The following is a 17,816-nucleotide window of genomic DNA, read 5'->3' as shown; positions in this document are numbered from 1 at the left end:
CTTATTGAAAGTCTTGAATGTTCCAGTTGCCGATATCGGCATTAATACCTTCACCACCTTCTTGGCCATCCGCTCCCAATGTGAAGATATCAACATTGCCATGATCACCCGGGCTTAAGTATTGATAGTCATTTCCCCATGGGTCTGTTGGCAAACGCTTCACATAGCCCCCCTCACGGTAGTTACGCGGCTCAGGACTGGAAGGCTTTTTAACCAATGCTTCCAAACCTTGGTCGGTAGTTGGATAGACACTGTTATCCAGTTTGTACATATCCAGTGAATTTTCTAGTGCAACAATATCGGTAATGGCCTTCTGTTGGTCCGCTTTTTCTTTATTACCGAGTAAGTTAGGAACAACAAAACTGGCTAGGATACCCAGAATAACTATAACAACCATGACCTCTAACAGGGTGAAACCAGATTGCTTCCTCATTTTTCCTTTCATTAGATTCTCCATATAAAAACTCGTATCAAGACGGGAAAGTCGCCTGACTATGACTAACCACTCATTAAGTTATTCATTTCCAAAATTGGCATCATAGTTGCCATCACAATAAACAGAACCAGCCCAGCCATCAAGGCGATAAGAGCTGGAGTGAAAATACCTAACGCAATATTGACTGTGGATTCAAAGTTCGCATCTTGAGTATCCGCTGCGCGAGTGAGCATACTTTCTAATTCTCCACTTTGCTCACCACTGGCTATCATATGCAGCATCATAGGGGGGAATAACTTAGTTTGTTCGAGAGATTTTCTCAGGCTCGCACCTTCACGAACATTATCTGTGGCACTCAAAACCTGCTGTTTTACATAGTGGTTAGACATTACATCAACTGCGACCTTCATACCTTCAAGAATCGGGATAGCACTTGATGTACAAATAGATAACGTACGCGCAAACCGCGACGTATTTAATCCACGCGAGATCTTGCCGATTAATGGCATATGTACAACTTTACGGTCCCAACTCAAACGTAAATTCGGTTTGCTCAAAGCAAACTTAGACACATAAACCAAGACTACGATAGCAAAGAATATCTGGATTCCCCAATGTTGAATAAAATCACTCGATGCCAAAAGAATCTGAGTCGATTGAGGTAATTCCTGCCCCATTTGTACAAATTGACCAATAATCTTAGGCACCACAGCCGCCAACAAAAAGGCCACAATCCCAATCGCAAAAACAACCAGTACCACAGGGTAAATCATGGCTTGTTGCAGCTTAGAGCGCATTTTTTGGCGATTTTCTGCATAATCAGCTAGGCGCTCCAAAACCGCATCTAAATGACCCGACTTTTCTCCTGCAGACACCATAGAGCGGAATAAGTCATCGAAGATATGGGGAAAGTCGGCCAAACTATCCGAAAGAGTGTAACCCTCCGTCACTTTCGAGCGAACCGCCAAAAGCATGGTTCGGATACGTGGCTTTTCTGATTGCTCAGACACAGCCTTAAGACATTCCTCCAACGGCATACCCGATTGCACCAAAGTAGCGAGCTGACGGGTAATCAAAGCCAAATCAGGGGTGCTAATACCACGTTTGAAGGTAAAACCCGCTTGCTCATTTTGCTTCTTGGCTTTTTGCCGCGTTTCTGTCACTTCAATCGGAATTAGACCCTGCTCTTTAAGGCGAGCACGAACTTGGCGAGCGTTATCACCTTCAATAACACCCTTTTGATTTTTTCCTTTTTTATTTAAAGCTTTGTATTCAAATGCTGCCATTAACCTTCCTTCGTCACTCTCATTACTTCTTCAAGAGAGGTAATGCCATTACGAACCTTGCTTAGACCATCTTGACGAATACTTGGCGTATATTGGCGAATCACTTTTTCAATCGCTTGCTCACCAGCTTCACTATGAATACTCTCTTGTACCTGCTCATCGACAACAAGAAGTTCATGAATACCGGTACGACCTCGATAACCTTTGTTATTGCAGTGTTCACACCCTTTGGGCTTGAACAGAGTTAGCTCATCTTGCTCATTAAGTTCGAACAGCTTCTTCGTCTCTTTATCCGCTTGATAAGGCTCTTTACATTCGGAGCACAAAGTCCGAACCAGACGCTGAGCCAAAACACCCAGTAGTGAAGAAGAAATCAGAAATGGCTCGATTCCCATATCTCGCAAGCGAGTGATTGCACCAACAGCAGTATTGGTATGCAGGGTCGACATAACCAAGTGGCCGGTCAAAGAGGCTTGAACCGCAATTTGAGCCGTTTCTAAATCACGTATCTCGCCCACCATAACCACATCAGGATCTTGACGTAATATTGCTCTCAAGCCGCGAGCAAAAGTCATATCAACTTTAGGGTTTACCTGAGTTTGGCCTATCCCATCAATATCAAATTCAATCGGATCTTCAACGGTCAGAATGTTACGCTCATTACTGTTAAGCTCCTGAAGCCCAGCATACAAAGTGGTCGATTTACCTGAACCTGTAGGACCAGTAACCAAAATAATGCCATGGGGGCGTTCAATCATGGTACGAAAATTCGCGTGGTTCTCAGGTGTCATTCCTAAACTGTGCAGATCAAGGCGAGTGGCGTTTTTATCAAGTAGTCGCATTACCACACGTTCTCCATGTGAAGATGGCATGGTCGACACACGAACATCAACTGCTCGACCGCCAATACGCAATGAAATCCGGCCATCTTGAGGAATGCGCTTTTCTGCTATATCCAGCTTGGCCATAACCTTGACCCTAGAAACGAGCAAAGGAGCAAGCTTTCTACTTGGGGACAACACATCACGTAAAACCCCATCAATACGAAAACGAATAGACAGCGCTTTCTCGAAGGTTTCAATATGAATATCCGAAGCACCTTCTTTGATTGCTTCGCCGAGCATGGCGTTAATCAACTTGATAATTGGCGCATCATCGTCAGACTCTAATAAGTCTTCATCTTGTGGCAAGTCTTCTGCCAGAGAGAAAAAGTCATCATTATCAGCACCGAGATCTTCCATCAACTGACGAGCTTCCGATGAATCGCGTTGATAAGCTTCAGTGAGCTTGGTATCAAAAGATTCTTTCGATACTTCTTGGATTTCGAAACCTTCACCAACAACTCGCTTGACCTCAAGTAGTGCTTCAAAAGCCAAAGGAGCGACATAGTAGAGGACCAACCCTTGCTCACTCGGCTCCAATACCATTTTAAATCGATTGGCAAAGCTAAAAGGTAGGCGGCGAAATGTGATTACTTCGTCCATCACTGAACTTCCATCTGATCCAAGAAGGCTTGTATTTCTGCAGGATGGCGAATCTCTTCTCCAAACTTAGGCAATACTGGTACCGGAACATCGTCCATCAGCTTGATACCTTCCTCTGCTTTATACAGTTGCTCCGCACGGATAAAGTTATATTTACGCTGCGTGATACCATCCGCTGTTAAGCCGTCACGCATGATAGTCGGCTTAATAAATACCATCAGATTCCTCTTCGTCTTTTGCGAACTGGTGGATTTAAATAATCGGCCTAAGTAAGGAATGTCACCCAAAAGCGGGACCTTAGACTCACTTTCTGTGGTTTGCTCATCGATAAGACCGCCGAGTACTATCATTTGCCCATCTTCTACCATAACCGTGGTATTGAGCTGACGCTTGGCAAAACTTACATCCACCGCTGCGTTAGTCGTTGCTGGCAGCACATTGGACACTTCTTGGGTAATAGTCAATTGGACTGACGTCCCTTCATTGATTTGCGGCGTTACTGTAAGCTGAACGCCAACGTCTTTACGTTCGACCGTTTGGAATGGGTTGTCGTTGTTTGAGCCCGTCTGCGAACCTGTTATTACCGGAACCTCCTCGCCGACGATAAATTTTGCTTCTTCGTTATCAACCACAGTGATGCTTGGTGAAGATAGGATGTTAGATTGAGCATCGCTTGAGACGGCACTGATCAAAGCGGTCCAATCGCCCATAACCACACTTAAAGCCGCACCATTAACCCCACCTAATGCAGATGCTAAAGTGGAGTAATCACCACTTTCAGTGGTTATTTGTTCAACATAACCAGCATCATTGGCAGCTGGATTATCAGGGTCATACGTTAAGTTTGAGTTTTCTTTGTCCTTGGCTTCTTCAAGCCCCACCATCACTTGACCAATCTGTGCTCCCGAATTTGGATACTGAATCACAGCGCCCGTTTCCAGCGAGCCCCATTGCACACCTAGGTTAATCCCGTCACCCTCTGACATTTCTACAATTAAGGCCTCGATTAACACTTGTGCTCGGCGAATATCAATCTGAGATACCACATCAAGCAGAGAGTTCATAATATCGGGTGGCGCGGTCAAGACTAACGCATTAGTCCCTTCATGGGCTGAGATCATCACCTCATTACGCTTGGAAGTTTTTGCCCCTTTAGTGCCCGTTGATTTTTCCTCTTGAAGGTTTTCTGATACCCCTTTCAACACATCGACCAAATCTTCTGCTTTAGCATACTTAAGATAGACAACACGGTTGTTGCCCTTAGTTGCCATTTCAACATCAAGCTGCTTAATAAGCTTGCGTAACCTCTGACGAACCTGAGGATCTCCAGAGATTAGAATAGAGTTGGTACGATCGTCTGCAACCAATTTAGGTTGAAGGAAGGCTGGAGTGCTTTTGTTATCTGTCGTCTTATTCAAAGCTTCAACGATACGAACCATTTCCGCAGCCGAGGCGTTGTCAAGCTCAACCACTTCAATTTCTTTATCGCCTGCTTGGTCTACTCGTTTGATGATATCGGCTAATCGGTTAACTACTGCGGCGCGGCCTGTGATAAGAATAATGTTGGCGGGGTCATAGTGAACCACATTACCTGCTCCAGCATTGTCGTTAAGTTGACGCAACAAAGGAGATAACTCTCTAACTGACACATTGCGTACAGCCACCACACGGGTCACGACGGCATCACCACCAATAGCGCCATCGCCAACGACTGGAATCGCAGAGGTTTTCGCATCTTTTGACTTGATAACTTTAATAACACCGTTATCCATTTCAACGACCGCGTATCCGTATACTTCTAGAACATTAAGAAAGAAGCTGTAATATTGCTTTTCCGTCAGCATGTCATAACTACGAACATCTATTTTGCCCCGCACGGAAGGGTCAACAATGATCGTTTTTTCTAGGTTACGGCCAACAATATTAATAAATTCCTGAATATCTGTGCCTTTAAAGCTAGCACTGTATTCATTCGCCACTACCGCAGCAGGAAACGTCAATAAGCTTCCTGCTAAAAGCCAAGCGCTTTTTTTAAGCCAATGGTTCACCTTCTACTCCTTGGAATGATGTATGCGTTTGCATCATTATTATAATTCAATATAAATTTCAAAAGATTGGCCATCCCTTTCTACCGTCAGATTAAGCTCTGTAAGCGAAGACATGTTTTTAAAAATCTCACCCATAGCAGCAGGGTTACTCAGACTTTGGCCATTAATCTGCGTTGCGACATCCCCAGGTTTTAAACCAGCCGATTCAAACAGCTCTTTATCTCTGCCTGGGGACAGACGATACCCTATGACTTCACCATCCCTTTTCATTTGAGACATGCGAACATATTGGAAAATTTGTTTGGGATCTTTACGGATGACCGTACGAATTTCATCTAACTTATCAGCTGATACCTCCGCCTTGACTGATTGGGATTTCGGCTGAGGTTGAGGATCTTTAGTGTATTTTAACCCTTCCAACATGACTGTTTCATTGCGGCCTGAGTTATCCACTATAATGCGGTCATAGAGCACTTCAACGACTGTCGCTCTTGTACCTTCAAGTGTTTCACCAATACCGTAGGTGGCTTGTTGGCCTCTATTGGACACTACCGCTAAGTTTTTACCCTCTTCACTACTGGTTACAACACCAACGAGAACAACACTCAAACGACTTTTAGGTGCCTCAGTGACCACTTTTTTCTTCACTGCGGGAGCGTTCGCCTGATAGCGGCCAAATAAATGGCTATTTTGTAGATCAGCAATGTTTAAGCCAGCGCCTTTCTCAACATTACTCGAAAAAGCAGAAGGCTTCCAAGCCGTCACTGACTGAGATTCCAGCGGCTGCCAAATTAGGGCGCCAGCAACCCATGCACTCATTGCTAGCAATATGACGGTTGTCACTGCACTTAAGCGATCCTGATTTTTCACAAAAGTGTCCAGTTGAATTACACCACGAATATTCACTCACAATCCTTTCGATAACCAGCTGACAAAGCTGTGCTAGGTATTTGTTACTTAGCAAGTATTTTTACATTAACGTTTTCGTTTGAACTGAGCATTCTACCAAAATATTCAACCACCAACACTGTAATCGAACTGATTAACACACAAAGATACAGAATTTTGTTATGTACCTTGAAAAATGAGCGCTGCGTCACCATTGTTACTCCAATAATTTGGCACAAGATTGATATCCCTCAGAGGTTAGTATCCACTATGGCTACAGAAATTATAGCAGTCAGGCTAGATAAATGGCTCTGGGCTGCACGTTTTTACAAAACACGTGCCATTGCTCGCAATATGGTCGACGGTGGAAAAGTCCATTACAATGGACAGCGCAGCAAACCAAGTAAAATCGTTGAGTTAGGAGCCATCATTACACTTCGCCAGGGCCATGAGGAAAAAACCGTGGTGATAGAAAAGATTTCTGACCAAAGACGCGGAGCACCAGAAGCACAAACTCTGTACAGTGAAACTGAAAGCAGTCTTACTAAACGTGAAGAAAATGCAAAGCAGCGAAAGCTTCACGCACACAACCCCAGCCCCGATCGCCGGCCAGACAAAAAGCAGCGACGCGATATAATTAAATTTAAACACCAATAAATATCAGCCTGCATGCCGCTGATATCTGTACCATACGTACGAGGAAATACTTAATGGCACACAATGTTTTAAACCGTTATCTCTTTGAAGACCTTTCAGTACGTGGCGAGTTGGTACAATTGAGTGATGAATACCAACGGATTATCTCCAGTAAGGAATATCCCACACCTCTGAAAACACTCCTAGGTGAGCTACTAGTCTCTGCCACATTGTTAACCGCCACACTAAAGTTCGAAGGTTCTATTACCATGCAGTTGCAGGGTGATGGTCCTGTGTCCCTAGCCGTAATTAATGGCGACAATAACCAAAAAGTTCGTGGCGTAGCGCGTTGGGAAGGCGACATAAAAGATGATGCAAGCATTCACGATATGATGGGCAAAGGTTATTTGGTTATCACTATTGAGCCAAAAAACGCTGAGCGTTATCAAGGTATTGTTGCTCTTGAAGGTGACAACTTAGCGGAAATTCTAGAAGGATACTTTGCCAATTCAGAGCAGCTTAAAACTCGCCTTTGGATACGAACTGGCGAACACCAAGGCAAACCACAAGCTGCTGGCATGCTGATACAAATCATGCCTGACGGCAAAGGAAGTCCCGAAGACTTTGAGCATCTTGAACAGCTAACAGACACAGTAAAAGATGATGAGTTATTCTCTCTTGAGGCGAATGAGCTTTTGTATCGCTTGTATAACCAAGAGAACGTGCGCGTCTTTGAACCTCAACCTGTGGTTTTCCACTGTGGCTGTTCGAGAGAGAAAAGTGGTGCGGCCATAGTGACGCTAGAACGCAAGGAAGTGAACGACATCTTGGCTGAAGCAGGCTCAATTTCTTTGCATTGCGATTACTGCGGAACTAACTATTCTTTTGACCAAGCTCAAGTTGAAGAGCTATTCGCTCAAGCCAATTCTGGCAACAGCACACTGCATTAATTTACAAGACGCAATAAGGCTGTAATTTTCTTATCAAAAGACCAGTATAAATCTGGTCTTTTGTGATTAACATCACCATAAATCGACGATTACACGTAATAAAGCAACCGCTTAATTTTTGTATATTAATAATTAATTTATCTCTAGCGCAATCCTTTGCGTACGCGATACACTGTCGCAGCTATTGTGTGATGAGTCGCTGAAAACCGAATGGCTAACATGGATTCTTTTTGAACTGCATCCCTGTTTTGCCCAGCACCCGTTGTTAGCATGGTGAGCAGATAACCACTAAAACATTATTAGAACATCCCTAAGATATATTCCTACAAGGAGCACCTATGACCGTTATGGAGCATGCACAGGCTGCAACAATTGATCTTACCAAACATGGGCTTCACAACGTAAAAGAGGTTGTTCGCAACCCAAGTTACGAAATGCTGTTCGAAGAAGAAACTCGCGCCGACCTACAAGGTTATGAAAAAGGCGTGGTAACAGAACTAGGTGCCGTGGCTGTGGACACTGGTATTTTTACTGGGCGCTCACCGAAAGATAAGTACATAGTAAAAGATGCAACGACAGAAGAGCACATGTGGTGGACTTCTGACGCGGTAAAAAATGACAACAAGCCGATCACACAGCAAGTGTGGAATGACCTTAAAGACGAGGTTACCAGCCAACTCTCTGGCAAACGTGTCTTTGTGGTTGATGGCTATTGCGGGGCCAACCCAGATACTCGCCTAAGCATCCGCGTGATTACTGAAGTTGCGTGGCAAGCACACTTTGTCAAAAATATGTTCATTCGCCCTAGCGAAGAAGAATTAAAGACATTTGAACCCGACTTTGTGGTCATGAACGGAGCTAAATGTACTAATAAAAAATGGCAAGAACACGGTCTGAATTCAGAGAACTTTACTGTATTTAACCTAACTGAGCGCATGCAGCTTATCGGTGGTACATGGTACGGCGGCGAGATGAAAAAAGGCATGTTCGCCATGATGAACTATTTCTTACCCTTGAAAGATATTGCCTCTATGCACTGCTCTGCGAACATGGGTAAAGATGGCGATGTTGCAGTGTTCTTTGGTCTCTCAGGAACAGGTAAGACAACCCTATCAACCGATCCTAAGCGCGCACTCATTGGTGATGACGAACATGGCTGGGATGATGACGGCGTGTTCAACTTTGAAGGTGGCTGCTATGCCAAAACCATTAAGCTATCTAAAGAAGCTGAACCTGATATATACAATGCCATCAGACGCGATGCATTGCTAGAGAATGTCACTGTGCTTAGCGATGGCTCTATCGACTTTGATGATGGTTCTAAAACTGAAAACACTCGTGTATCTTACCCGATCGAGCACATAGAGAATATCGTCAAGCCTGTATCAAAGGGTGGGCATGCCAATAAGGTTATCTTCCTGTCAGCCGATGCATTTGGGGTATTACCACCAGTATCTAAGCTAACGCCGGAACAAACGAAGTACCATTTCCTCTCAGGCTTTACGGCAAAACTTGCTGGTACCGAACGTGGAATTACCGAGCCAACACCAACTTTCTCAGCGTGTTTTGGCGCAGCTTTCCTAACCCTTCATCCAACCAAATATGCTGAAGTACTGGTTAAACGTATGGAAGCGGCAGGCGCAGAAGCATATCTCGTCAACACGGGTTGGAATGGTAGTGGTAAACGAATCTCGATTCAGGATACTCGCGGAATTATAGATGCTATTCTAGATGGCTCAATTGAAAACGCAGACACTAAGCATATTCCTATCTTCAACCTAGAGGTTCCAACCGCGTTGCATGATGTCGATTCTGGCATATTGGATCCTCGCGACACGTATGCAGACCCTCAAGAGTGGGAAAATAAAGCCAAAGACCTTGCTCAGCGCTTTATCAACAACTTTGCTAAATATACAGACAATGATGAAGGTAAATCTTTAGTCGCGGCTGGCCCTCAGCTTGACTAACGCAGTGTAAGCTTTAGTTACCTCGATATTATTTCAAGTAACAAAGCAAGCAAGTCGGTAAATTTAGATGTTAAGCCCCTAGTTAAAGGGGCTTTTTGTTGCCTGAAAAAGAAAAATGTTCCAAGCTAGCTGAAGTCTGAACTGGGAGAAGGTTGGAATGTTAAAAAAAGTTTTCGTCATCACCTCTGTTATCATAGTTTGTGTAAGCAGCTTGTTGATAGTCTCACTGTTTTTTCTGCTCCAATCGCCTTATTCAGGGAAAATTGTCAATGTCATTCTGGACCAATTTTTACCTTATACAATAAAAGTGCAGCAGGCAGCATACTCGCCACCCTACCAACTTACTCTCACAGACGTCGATATAACGGATGGCAGCCAAGACTTTCACATTCCCAAACTCTCGCTTTGGGTATCCTCATCACTTTGGAAAGACAACAAACTGTCTTTCGATTCGATTTTGATCGAAGAGGCAAACTTAAAACTGAGCACACTTAGTTCACCACTATTACAGTCACTTCAGATACAACAATTGGCTCTTCAGCATGTTGACATTCAAGCGCCTAATTGGTCAGCGCGGGACATCAATTTGCAAATACAAAAGCCAGTGTGGCTCTCGCCAAAGCAGACGGTTCCCTATGGCAAAGTTCAATTATCAGCCCAGCAGTTGTATGTGGATGGCGAGGCTCTGGATAAATTACTAATTGACGCCCAATATCAACCGCAAGATAGCACCATCTATGGAGCTTCCTTTAAGTGGCGTGATGCCGATGTTTCAGGTCAAGCAGAGCAATACCCGCAAGGCTGGTCACTGATTAACGTTACCGTCAATAAACTAAAGCTTTCCAAAGCTTTACCCGCCGAGAAGTTATTTAATGGCTTTAAAGATTTGGCATTGCCTGTCTATCACGTTAACAGTTTGGATATTCTCAACAGTGACATTAGTTATGGAAACTGGAACCTCAATCAAATTGATGCTTCGCTAGAAAACTTTTTCATCAATCAAGCCTTAAAGCAGCAAGAACAAGCAAGCCTGTCATTTAACGCAGAAAGCATAGATTACGAACAGCTGCGTCTTGTCAGCCCAACCGCTAGGCTCAATATATCGAACTCAGCTATTTCTTTGGATGAGTTCGATGCAGACTTCAAGCAAGGTCGCATTCAAATGAGTGGTTCTTTGACTCAAAAGCAAGCCGATCTCAACTGGCTCAAAATCTCAGGTATTAAGTGGTTAGAGGACACAGACCAATTAGTTGTGATTTTGGACAAGGCCTCAAACTTTCTCGACACGCTCGCTATCAAAACACTGGAGATTAAAAACACTCAATTGATTCAAGTTGAGCAACGCCCTTACTGGCAAATTTCAGGCATTAATGTTGAAGGCAAGGATTTACAGTTAATCCAAAATGGCAAACCTAGCTTGTACTCTGGCAGCATAGAAGCGACTGCTAACAATGCCAGTTTAGATAACTTATTGACCACACAAGCCATTGTTAAACTGACCGCTCAAAATGAAAACATCAGTATTGAGCGAGCCTTCTTGCCATTAGCAAGAGGATACATAGAAGCCAATGGCCAGTGGCAAAGACAAGAGCTCAGCGCCCCTTGGCAACTGTCATTAAATGTCGATGGTTTTCCCGTCGACTTGCCCTTGCTTCAAGAAAAACTGCCCTTTCAAGTTATAGGAATGGCTGAAGCAGACATTAACCTTGAAGGCCTCTCTGGAGACTATCCAATCTTTGCTCATAGCCTAACTGGCTCAGCTAACTTACACCTAAATCAAGCCGCTCTGAGAGTGCAAAGTGATGATAAAACAACAATCTACCAGAGAGAATGGCCTCTCAACACCATAAAAATAGCGATAGACAGAGGCCGAATGCAAATCACAGGTAAAGGGGAAAAGGCGCAACTCGCAGGTAACATCGATCTTGCTAAATACCAGTTCGGCACCTTAATTTTCACCAGCGAAGTTGAGTGTAAAAGGCTTTGGTCTGATATTTTTAGTCAGACCAATATAGTCCAAGAAGTCTGTTCACCTGAAAGTAATCGTCAAGCCGTATCGCCTGAATAGGGAACACCAAGCATTGATTTATAATCTGGAAGAAGCATGTAAGTGCCCACAAACTCGACTGCTGGCACGTCACCACTATAGATAGTAACGTAAATAATAATGCGAGCTTTACGGCCAGAAGCTAGACGATCTAAGTCGCCACTGATCCCATCAAGAGAAGTCGACGCAACAGGGTTTTGGGTCACAGGATGCCTGTAGCGAATTTGGCTGTCAGCAAGAACAATATCACCACTTAGACCACGCTCTTTCATCAACAGCCAGGTCATACCCCAACCCGTTAACGTCGCTAACGTAAAAGCAGAGCCCGCAAACATGGTATTGTGTGGGTTTAAGTTAGGGTTTAACTGCGAACCACATTCAAATTGATAACCTGTATATTGGTTGATCTTAATTCCCATTTTATCGCTGATGGGGATCTGGTGCTCCCAACGCTCTTGCAATTCTTTGCACCAATCAGGACGGCGCAGTACATTGGCCATAGGATCTAATTGTTTAACCATTTGCTGATGACGAATAGGACCACGCTCATCAGTAAGCTCGCCACGTCGCTCAAAACCATTCTTTTCATAAAAAGAAATCGCATCCTCGCGAGCATTGCAAACCAAACGCTTAGCGCCTTCTTGGCGAGCTAATGACTCCAAAGCCACCAATACCAGAGAGCCAACACCTTTACTACGGCGAGTATTTTTGACCGCCATGTAACGTATCTGTCCTTCACTATCAGGCGTAATGTAAAGGCGCCCTACAGCCATTGGTCTTCCCCTACCATCGACAATCATACGATGGTGGCTCATGGGGTCATATTCATCACGCTCAGAGCCAATTGGCATACGCCAAGGCTCGCGAAGCATCTGCCAGCGAAAGTGATAATACTTGTTGAGTTGATTGTCCGTTTGCGGGGTGATCAGCTTAAACATAAAAATCCCTGTTTTTTGGCTACGTACAGCCACCAGCTTTTACATCTTAATTTTATACCTGTAACCAGAAAGTCACTGGCCCATCATTAACCAATGAAACCTTCATATCTGCTGCAAACTGTCCACGCTCGGTTGGTATCAATTCAGCACACTGGTTAGCAAAGTAGTCATAAAGGCGCTCAGCGTCAACTGGATGAGCACCGCGTGAAAAACCAGCTCGCGTGCCTTTATTGGTATCTGCTGGTAAGGTAAATTGAGAAACCACCAGCACTTGACCGTCAACCTGTTTAACATTGAGGTTCATCTTACCTTCGTCATCGCTGAACACACGATAAGACGTTACTCGCTCCACTAAACGCTTTGCTTTTGCTTCATCATCACCTTTCTCAACACCTAACAGCACCAATAATCCATGATTTATTTCACCAACAACTTCACCATTGACTCGTACAGCGGCCTCACTCACTCTCTGGATCAGTGCTATCACTACGCTTTCCTTCTTCCTGCTGACCATTATCTGAGGCCAAGTGTACCACTTCTTGAGGTTCGCTCCACTGATCACGCTCACCCAAAGCAGCCGTCACCTCTGCGCCAATCAAGACAATCAACCAACATAAATACACCCAGACAAACAAAATTGGGATGGCCGCTAAGGCACCGTATATAAGTTGATACGAAGGAAACTGGGTTATGTATGCAGCGAAACCTTTTTTACTTGCCTCAAACAATAAAGCAGCAAGGATAGCACCAATAAATGCATGTGATATATAAACTTTTTTGTTAGGAACTAGAATATATAGCCCCATAAAGGCAAAAAATGACAATAAAAAGGGCAGCCAGCGTAATATCAGCTCATAAATACCTGAGATAGCATCACTATCGAGTATCTTTAAAGAGGTAACATAGGAAGTGGCTGCAATGCTTGCTCCAACTAAAATTGGTCCCAGAGTCAGCACCATCCAATACATAGAAAAGGAAAACACTTTGCGGCGCTTGTGCTCAACTCGCCAAATATAGTTAAGATTTTTGTCAATGTTAGAAATCAGCATCAAAGCCGCAACAAACAAAAACAAACCGCCAACCGCCGTCATCTTACCTGTATTAGCCACAAATTCGAGCAGAGCTTGCTTGACCGCATCCCCAGCAGCAGGGACGAAGTGAGTAATCACAAAGTCTTGAATAACGTCTCCGGCATTAGCGAAAACCGCAAACGAAGATAACACCGACAAAAGCACAGTCAGCATAGGAACAATGGAAAGTAAGGTGATGTAAGCTAGATAACCAGCATTAACATTGATTCTATCATGATGCATTCTTGTGAGTAGGTATCGTCCAAACCTCACGCCATGCTTGCTAATCTGTTCAATGTTTAACATCAAATCCCCCAATCAGAATAAAACTTAGGCCTGTCTACCTGATATCAACCTGCTTGCAAGAAAACAGGCCAAAGTGTTTACCTATGATTTGGGATCAATCGCTTCTTGTAATCCATCTCCCAAGAAATTAATTGTAATCACCGTCATTAAAACCATAAGACCGGGATAGACAGCGGCCATAGGATAAAGCCACATAGCTTCGCGAGCATTTTGTAACATATTACCCCAAGATGGTGTCGGTGGGTTAATACCAAAACCCAAAAAGCTCAATGCGCTTTCAGTTAAAATCGCACCGCCGACACCCAATGTTGTAGCTGTGATCACAGGGGCTATCACATTGGGAATAATATGTCTTACCATCACAAACCAATGACTCGCACCGTAACCAATGGCCGCCTGAACATATTCCCTGTGTTTAACAGAAAGAGTATTCGAGCGCACTAAACGAGCGGCAAAAGGCCACCCCAAAATGGAAAGCACCAGCACTAATCGGTAGATACTAAAACTATCACTGCGAACCAGTTCTTCAGACAGCCCAAGCTTGGTCATGTCGACACTTTGAATCAGTATAAGCAACATAATGCTTGGCAAGCTAATAATAAAGTCGGCACTGCGCATGATAAATGCGTCAACTCTACCTCCATAGTAGCCAGCTATCACTCCGAGCACCGTACCTATCACTGACGTGGTTAAGGCGGCCATAAAAGCAAATGTCAGTGAGACTTGGCCACCCAGCAGTAAGCGGGTAAAAATATCACGCCCAAGCTCATCGGTTCCAAGCACATTAAGTTCGCTTGGAGGTGAGAAGCGAGAGAACAAATCATCGGCATAGGGGTCAACACCTAACCAAAGTGCAATAGGATTTGCTCCGAAGCAAGCCAGGGCTAATAGACATAAAAACACCAACGACAACATGGCCAGCTTATGTCTAGATAAGCGCTGAGCGACCTGAAACCAAGGGTTTTGACTGCGTTTGACTATATAACTCATTGGACGCCCCCCTTAGTTAAATCAATTCTTGGATCAACTTTTGAGTAAAGAATGTCAGCAATAAAATTCATCACAAGTATCGCTGTCGTCGCGACCATAAAACAAAGCATGGCGACGTTGTAATCATTACCATTTATTGAATCAACGGTTAATTTCCCGATACCAGGCCAACTAAAAATCGTTTCCGTCAACACAGCGCCGCTCATTAACCCCGCCACATCCATTGCAAGCACAGTGATCATTGGAAGCATGCCATTTTTGATACAGTGTTTTAGTAGCACACGAGTCGACGACAAGCCCTTTGCCTTCGCGGTACGCACAAAGTCTTGGCGAAAGACTTCAAGCATACTTGAGCGCATAAAACGTGAAATGGATGCGATGCTGAGCAAGGTTAAACTCAATATTGGCAATATCATATATTCAAGTTTTGCCAACCCTGCTGCACCTTCAGCCTCGCCTGTACCTCCGGCTGGAAATACCGGCAACACCACAGCAAACACCATGATCAGCATAAGAGCTAGCCAGGCTGCCGGTGTCGACAAAAATAGGTAGGTTAAGCCGCTAATAATGTAGTCTGTCGCTTTATTTTTCTTAACCGCACACAAGACTCCGACTGGCAAAGCAATTAAAATCGACAACAAGGTGCCACTACCCACCAGAATTAAGGTATTTTTCATTGCGTCCCACAGCACATCAATTGCAGGCTGGGCAAACATACGTGAGTAACCAAGATCGCCATGCATGGCATCTTTTAGCCAAATAAAATATCTCACGTAGACGGGTTTATCCAAACCCTGCTCAGCTTTTAACCGAGCAATATCTTCCGAAGTCATGCTTGGATTACTTTGCACCAACAAATCAATCGGGTCGCCTGGCATAAGCCCCATCAAGTTGTAGGCGGCAAATGATGCTAAAAAGAGTACCAGCACCATTTGTAGGAAACGAGAAATAAGAAAGCGTTTCATCATCGTCCCCCTATCTGTGGATTATTTGTTACTTTCATGCTGATTTTCTCTCGATCTGATTACGACGCCTTACATTACCGATATCAGGCACTGCATTAAGTAGCTCTTGGCTATATGGGTGCTTAGGGTGCGCGAAAAAGCTCGCTTTATCCGCTTGCTCGACAATCTCACCATTTTTCATCACGACCACTTCGTCAGCCAAGTGGTACACGACTGCCATATCGTGGCTAATGAAGAAAAAGGCGATTCCGTGTTCCTCTTGCAGATCTTTAAACAAGTTCAAGATTTGAGATTGTACCGATACATCCAGAGCAGAGAGCGGTTCATCAGCAATAATAAGCTCAGGCTTCAACATCAGGGCTCGTGCAATAGCAATACGCTGCCTCTGACCTCCTGAAAACTCATGAGGGTATCGAGTGAGCACATCTTCATGCATCCCAACCCACTCTAGCACCTCCAGCGCACGCTCTCGCTGAGAGTGTCGATGACCAATTTTATTGACTTTCATTGGCTCAATTAAAGAGTCTAAGATTGGCATTCTTGGGTTAAGCGCAGAGTAAGGATCTTGAAAAACTAAACCTATCCGTTGACGTATTGGCCTTTGCTGTTTAGAACTCAGGCGCGACACCTCTTGACCGGCTATGTAAATCTCGCCCGATGCAGGTCTATCTAGCATGCTGACCATCCTACCTAAGGTGGACTTTCCAGATCCAGACTCTCCGACCACAGCCAAGGTCTTGCCTGCTTCTAGGCTAAGGGAAACGTTTTTGGTCACATGCAAGTACTTAGGCTTTCGCCCAAAAGCAGAGCCAGCCTCAAGCACATAATACTTGTGCAAATTATTAACTTTTAATAGCGCCATCAATACCCCCTCACCATTTGCTCATTACGCTGCTTCGCCAGTTGGGTATAATGGTCGAAAAGCTCAGGGCATCGATCGCGGAATGTATAATTGTCACCCCGCTGGTCAAGAGGTGGAACACTCCCCGGTATTGCTGGCAAACGTTTAATATCAACCCCGACTCGCGGTATGGTGTCGAGCAATGCCTGGGTATAGGGATGTTGTGGATTATCAAAAATATCATTTACATCAGCAATTTCGACTACTTGCCCTGCGTACATCACCATAACGCGATCAGAAATTTGCGACACCACACCAAGTGAATGACTGATAAATTGGATAGCAGTACCCGTGGTCTCTCTTAGCTCTTCGAGCAAATCAAGAACTTGGGCTTGGACTGTCACATCCAACGCTGTGGTTGGCTCATCAGCAATCAATACTTTAGGTTTGCAGGCAAGCGCCATGGCAATCATGACTCGCTGCCGCATACCACCAGACAGCTCATGAGGAAACGCTTTCGCTCTCTTTTCCGGGTAGGGTATATGTACTTGCCTTAGCATTTCTATTGCCCGGTTCATGGCTTCGGCTTTAGATACGCCTTCATGAACCAAAAACATTTCCGCCACTTGTTCACCAACGGTAACAACAGGATTAAGCGCCGTCATAGGCTCTTGGAAAATCATACCTATGCCTTCACCACGGATGTGCTGATAACGTTTCTCGTTCATTCCTACTAGGTTTTCACCCGCAAATAGAATCTCACCCGACAGTGCCAGCTTTTTATCTAAAAGCCCCATTACTGCGAGTGAAGTCAGTGATTTTCCACAACCTGACTCACCCACTACACCTAAAATCTCACCAGCATGAATTTGATAGCTGATCTCTTTCACCGCAAGGTGTGGCCCCAAAGCCACACTCATATTACGAACGTCTAATACTACTTCATTCATAGACATACCAACCG

General features: G+C 44.4%; 16 protein-coding genes. 4 read left to right on the top strand and 12 right to left on the bottom strand.

Features of this window, described 5'->3' with window-relative positions; translation table 11 throughout:
• Position 1: 1 nt before the first annotated feature.
• The 5 genes from gspG to gspC are packed head-to-tail and all read right to left on the bottom strand — an operon-like array spanning position 2 to position 6,160.
• On the bottom strand, positions 2-445 hold the full coding sequence (gspG, locus tag FIV01_RS00525) for a type II secretion system major pseudopilin GspG (protein ID WP_152429268.1): 444 nt from the start codon (positions 443-445) through the stop codon (positions 2-4).
• Between the two features lie 53 nt (positions 446-498).
• Positions 499-1,722: a type II secretion system inner membrane protein GspF gene (gene gspF, locus FIV01_RS00520; protein ID WP_152429267.1), complete on the bottom strand. Its 1,224-nt coding sequence runs from the start codon at positions 1,720-1,722 to the stop codon at positions 499-501.
• Positions 1,722-3,206: a type II secretion system ATPase GspE gene (gspE, locus tag FIV01_RS00515; RefSeq protein ID WP_152429266.1), complete on the bottom strand. Its 1,485-nt coding sequence runs from the start codon at positions 3,204-3,206 to the stop codon at positions 1,722-1,724. Before gspE ends, gspF begins: the two co-directional genes overlap by 1 nt.
• Positions 3,206-5,254, bottom strand: a complete 2,049-nt coding sequence (gene gspD, locus FIV01_RS00510) for a type II secretion system secretin GspD (protein WP_152429265.1) — start codon at positions 5,252-5,254, stop codon at positions 3,206-3,208. Before gspD ends, gspE begins: the two co-directional genes overlap by 1 nt.
• 39 nt (positions 5,255-5,293) lie before the next feature.
• Positions 5,294-6,160 (bottom strand): type II secretion system protein GspC, encoded by an 867-nt coding sequence (gene gspC, locus FIV01_RS00505; RefSeq protein WP_152429264.1) that lies wholly within the window; start codon positions 6,158-6,160, stop codon positions 5,294-5,296.
• Positions 6,161-6,412: 252 nt separating this feature from the next.
• Between gspC and hslR the strand changes: the two genes are divergently transcribed.
• From hslR to FIV01_RS00485, 4 genes are all read left to right on the top strand, one after another.
• Positions 6,413-6,799, top strand: a complete 387-nt coding sequence (hslR, locus tag FIV01_RS00500; protein ID WP_152429263.1) for a ribosome-associated heat shock protein Hsp15 — start codon at positions 6,413-6,415, stop codon at positions 6,797-6,799.
• Between the two features lie 53 nt (positions 6,800-6,852).
• Positions 6,853-7,728, top strand: coding sequence for an Hsp33 family molecular chaperone HslO (gene hslO / locus FIV01_RS00495; protein WP_152429262.1), 876 nt, complete (start codon positions 6,853-6,855; stop codon positions 7,726-7,728).
• Positions 7,729-8,066: 338 nt separating this feature from the next.
• Entirely contained in the window at positions 8,067-9,695 is a 1,629-nt protein-coding gene (pckA, locus tag FIV01_RS00490; protein WP_152429261.1) for a phosphoenolpyruvate carboxykinase (ATP), read from the top strand.
• A gap of 157 nt (positions 9,696-9,852) precedes the next feature.
• On the top strand, positions 9,853-11,763 hold the full coding sequence (locus tag FIV01_RS00485; RefSeq protein ID WP_152429260.1) for an AsmA family protein: 1,911 nt from the start codon (positions 9,853-9,855) through the stop codon (positions 11,761-11,763).
• Here the strand turns inward: FIV01_RS00485 and FIV01_RS00480 are convergent.
• The 7 genes from FIV01_RS00480 to FIV01_RS00450 all read right to left on the bottom strand — a co-directional run bounded on the left by FIV01_RS00480 (position 11,742) and on the right by FIV01_RS00450 (position 17,802).
• Positions 11,742-12,680, bottom strand: a complete 939-nt coding sequence (locus tag FIV01_RS00480; RefSeq protein WP_152429259.1) for a bifunctional GNAT family N-acetyltransferase/hotdog fold thioesterase — start codon at positions 12,678-12,680, stop codon at positions 11,742-11,744. The genes FIV01_RS00485 and FIV01_RS00480 overlap by 22 nt on opposite strands.
• Before the next feature lie 52 nt (positions 12,681-12,732).
• A complete protein-coding gene (dtd, locus tag FIV01_RS00475; RefSeq protein WP_152429258.1) occupies positions 12,733-13,167 on the bottom strand; it encodes a D-aminoacyl-tRNA deacylase in 435 nt (144 codons plus the stop codon).
• Positions 13,139-14,056 (bottom strand): virulence factor BrkB family protein, encoded by a 918-nt coding sequence (locus FIV01_RS00470; RefSeq protein ID WP_152429257.1) that lies wholly within the window; start codon positions 14,054-14,056, stop codon positions 13,139-13,141. The genes dtd and FIV01_RS00470 overlap by 29 nt, the downstream gene beginning before the upstream one ends.
• 81 nt (positions 14,057-14,137) lie before the next feature.
• Entirely contained in the window at positions 14,138-15,046 is a 909-nt protein-coding gene (locus FIV01_RS00465) for an ABC transporter permease (protein WP_152429256.1), read from the bottom strand.
• Entirely contained in the window at positions 15,043-16,014 is a 972-nt protein-coding gene (locus FIV01_RS00460; protein WP_246210413.1) for an ABC transporter permease, read from the bottom strand. The genes FIV01_RS00465 and FIV01_RS00460 overlap by 4 nt, the downstream gene beginning before the upstream one ends.
• Positions 16,015-16,045: 31 nt before the next feature.
• The gene (locus FIV01_RS00455; RefSeq protein WP_152429255.1) at positions 16,046-16,873 is read right to left on the bottom strand and encodes an ATP-binding cassette domain-containing protein; all 828 of its coding nucleotides are present in this window, start codon (positions 16,871-16,873) and stop codon (positions 16,046-16,048) included.
• A complete protein-coding gene (locus FIV01_RS00450) occupies positions 16,873-17,802 on the bottom strand; it encodes an ABC transporter ATP-binding protein (protein WP_152429254.1) in 930 nt (309 codons plus the stop codon). The genes FIV01_RS00455 and FIV01_RS00450 overlap by 1 nt, the downstream gene beginning before the upstream one ends.
• Between the last annotated feature and the right edge of the window lie 14 nt (positions 17,803-17,816).

Source organism: Vibrio aquimaris, assembly GCF_009363415.1.
GTDB classification, from domain to species: domain Bacteria; phylum Pseudomonadota; class Gammaproteobacteria; order Enterobacterales; family Vibrionaceae; genus Vibrio; species Vibrio aquimaris.
This window is presented reverse-complemented; position numbering and strand designations above follow the sequence as displayed.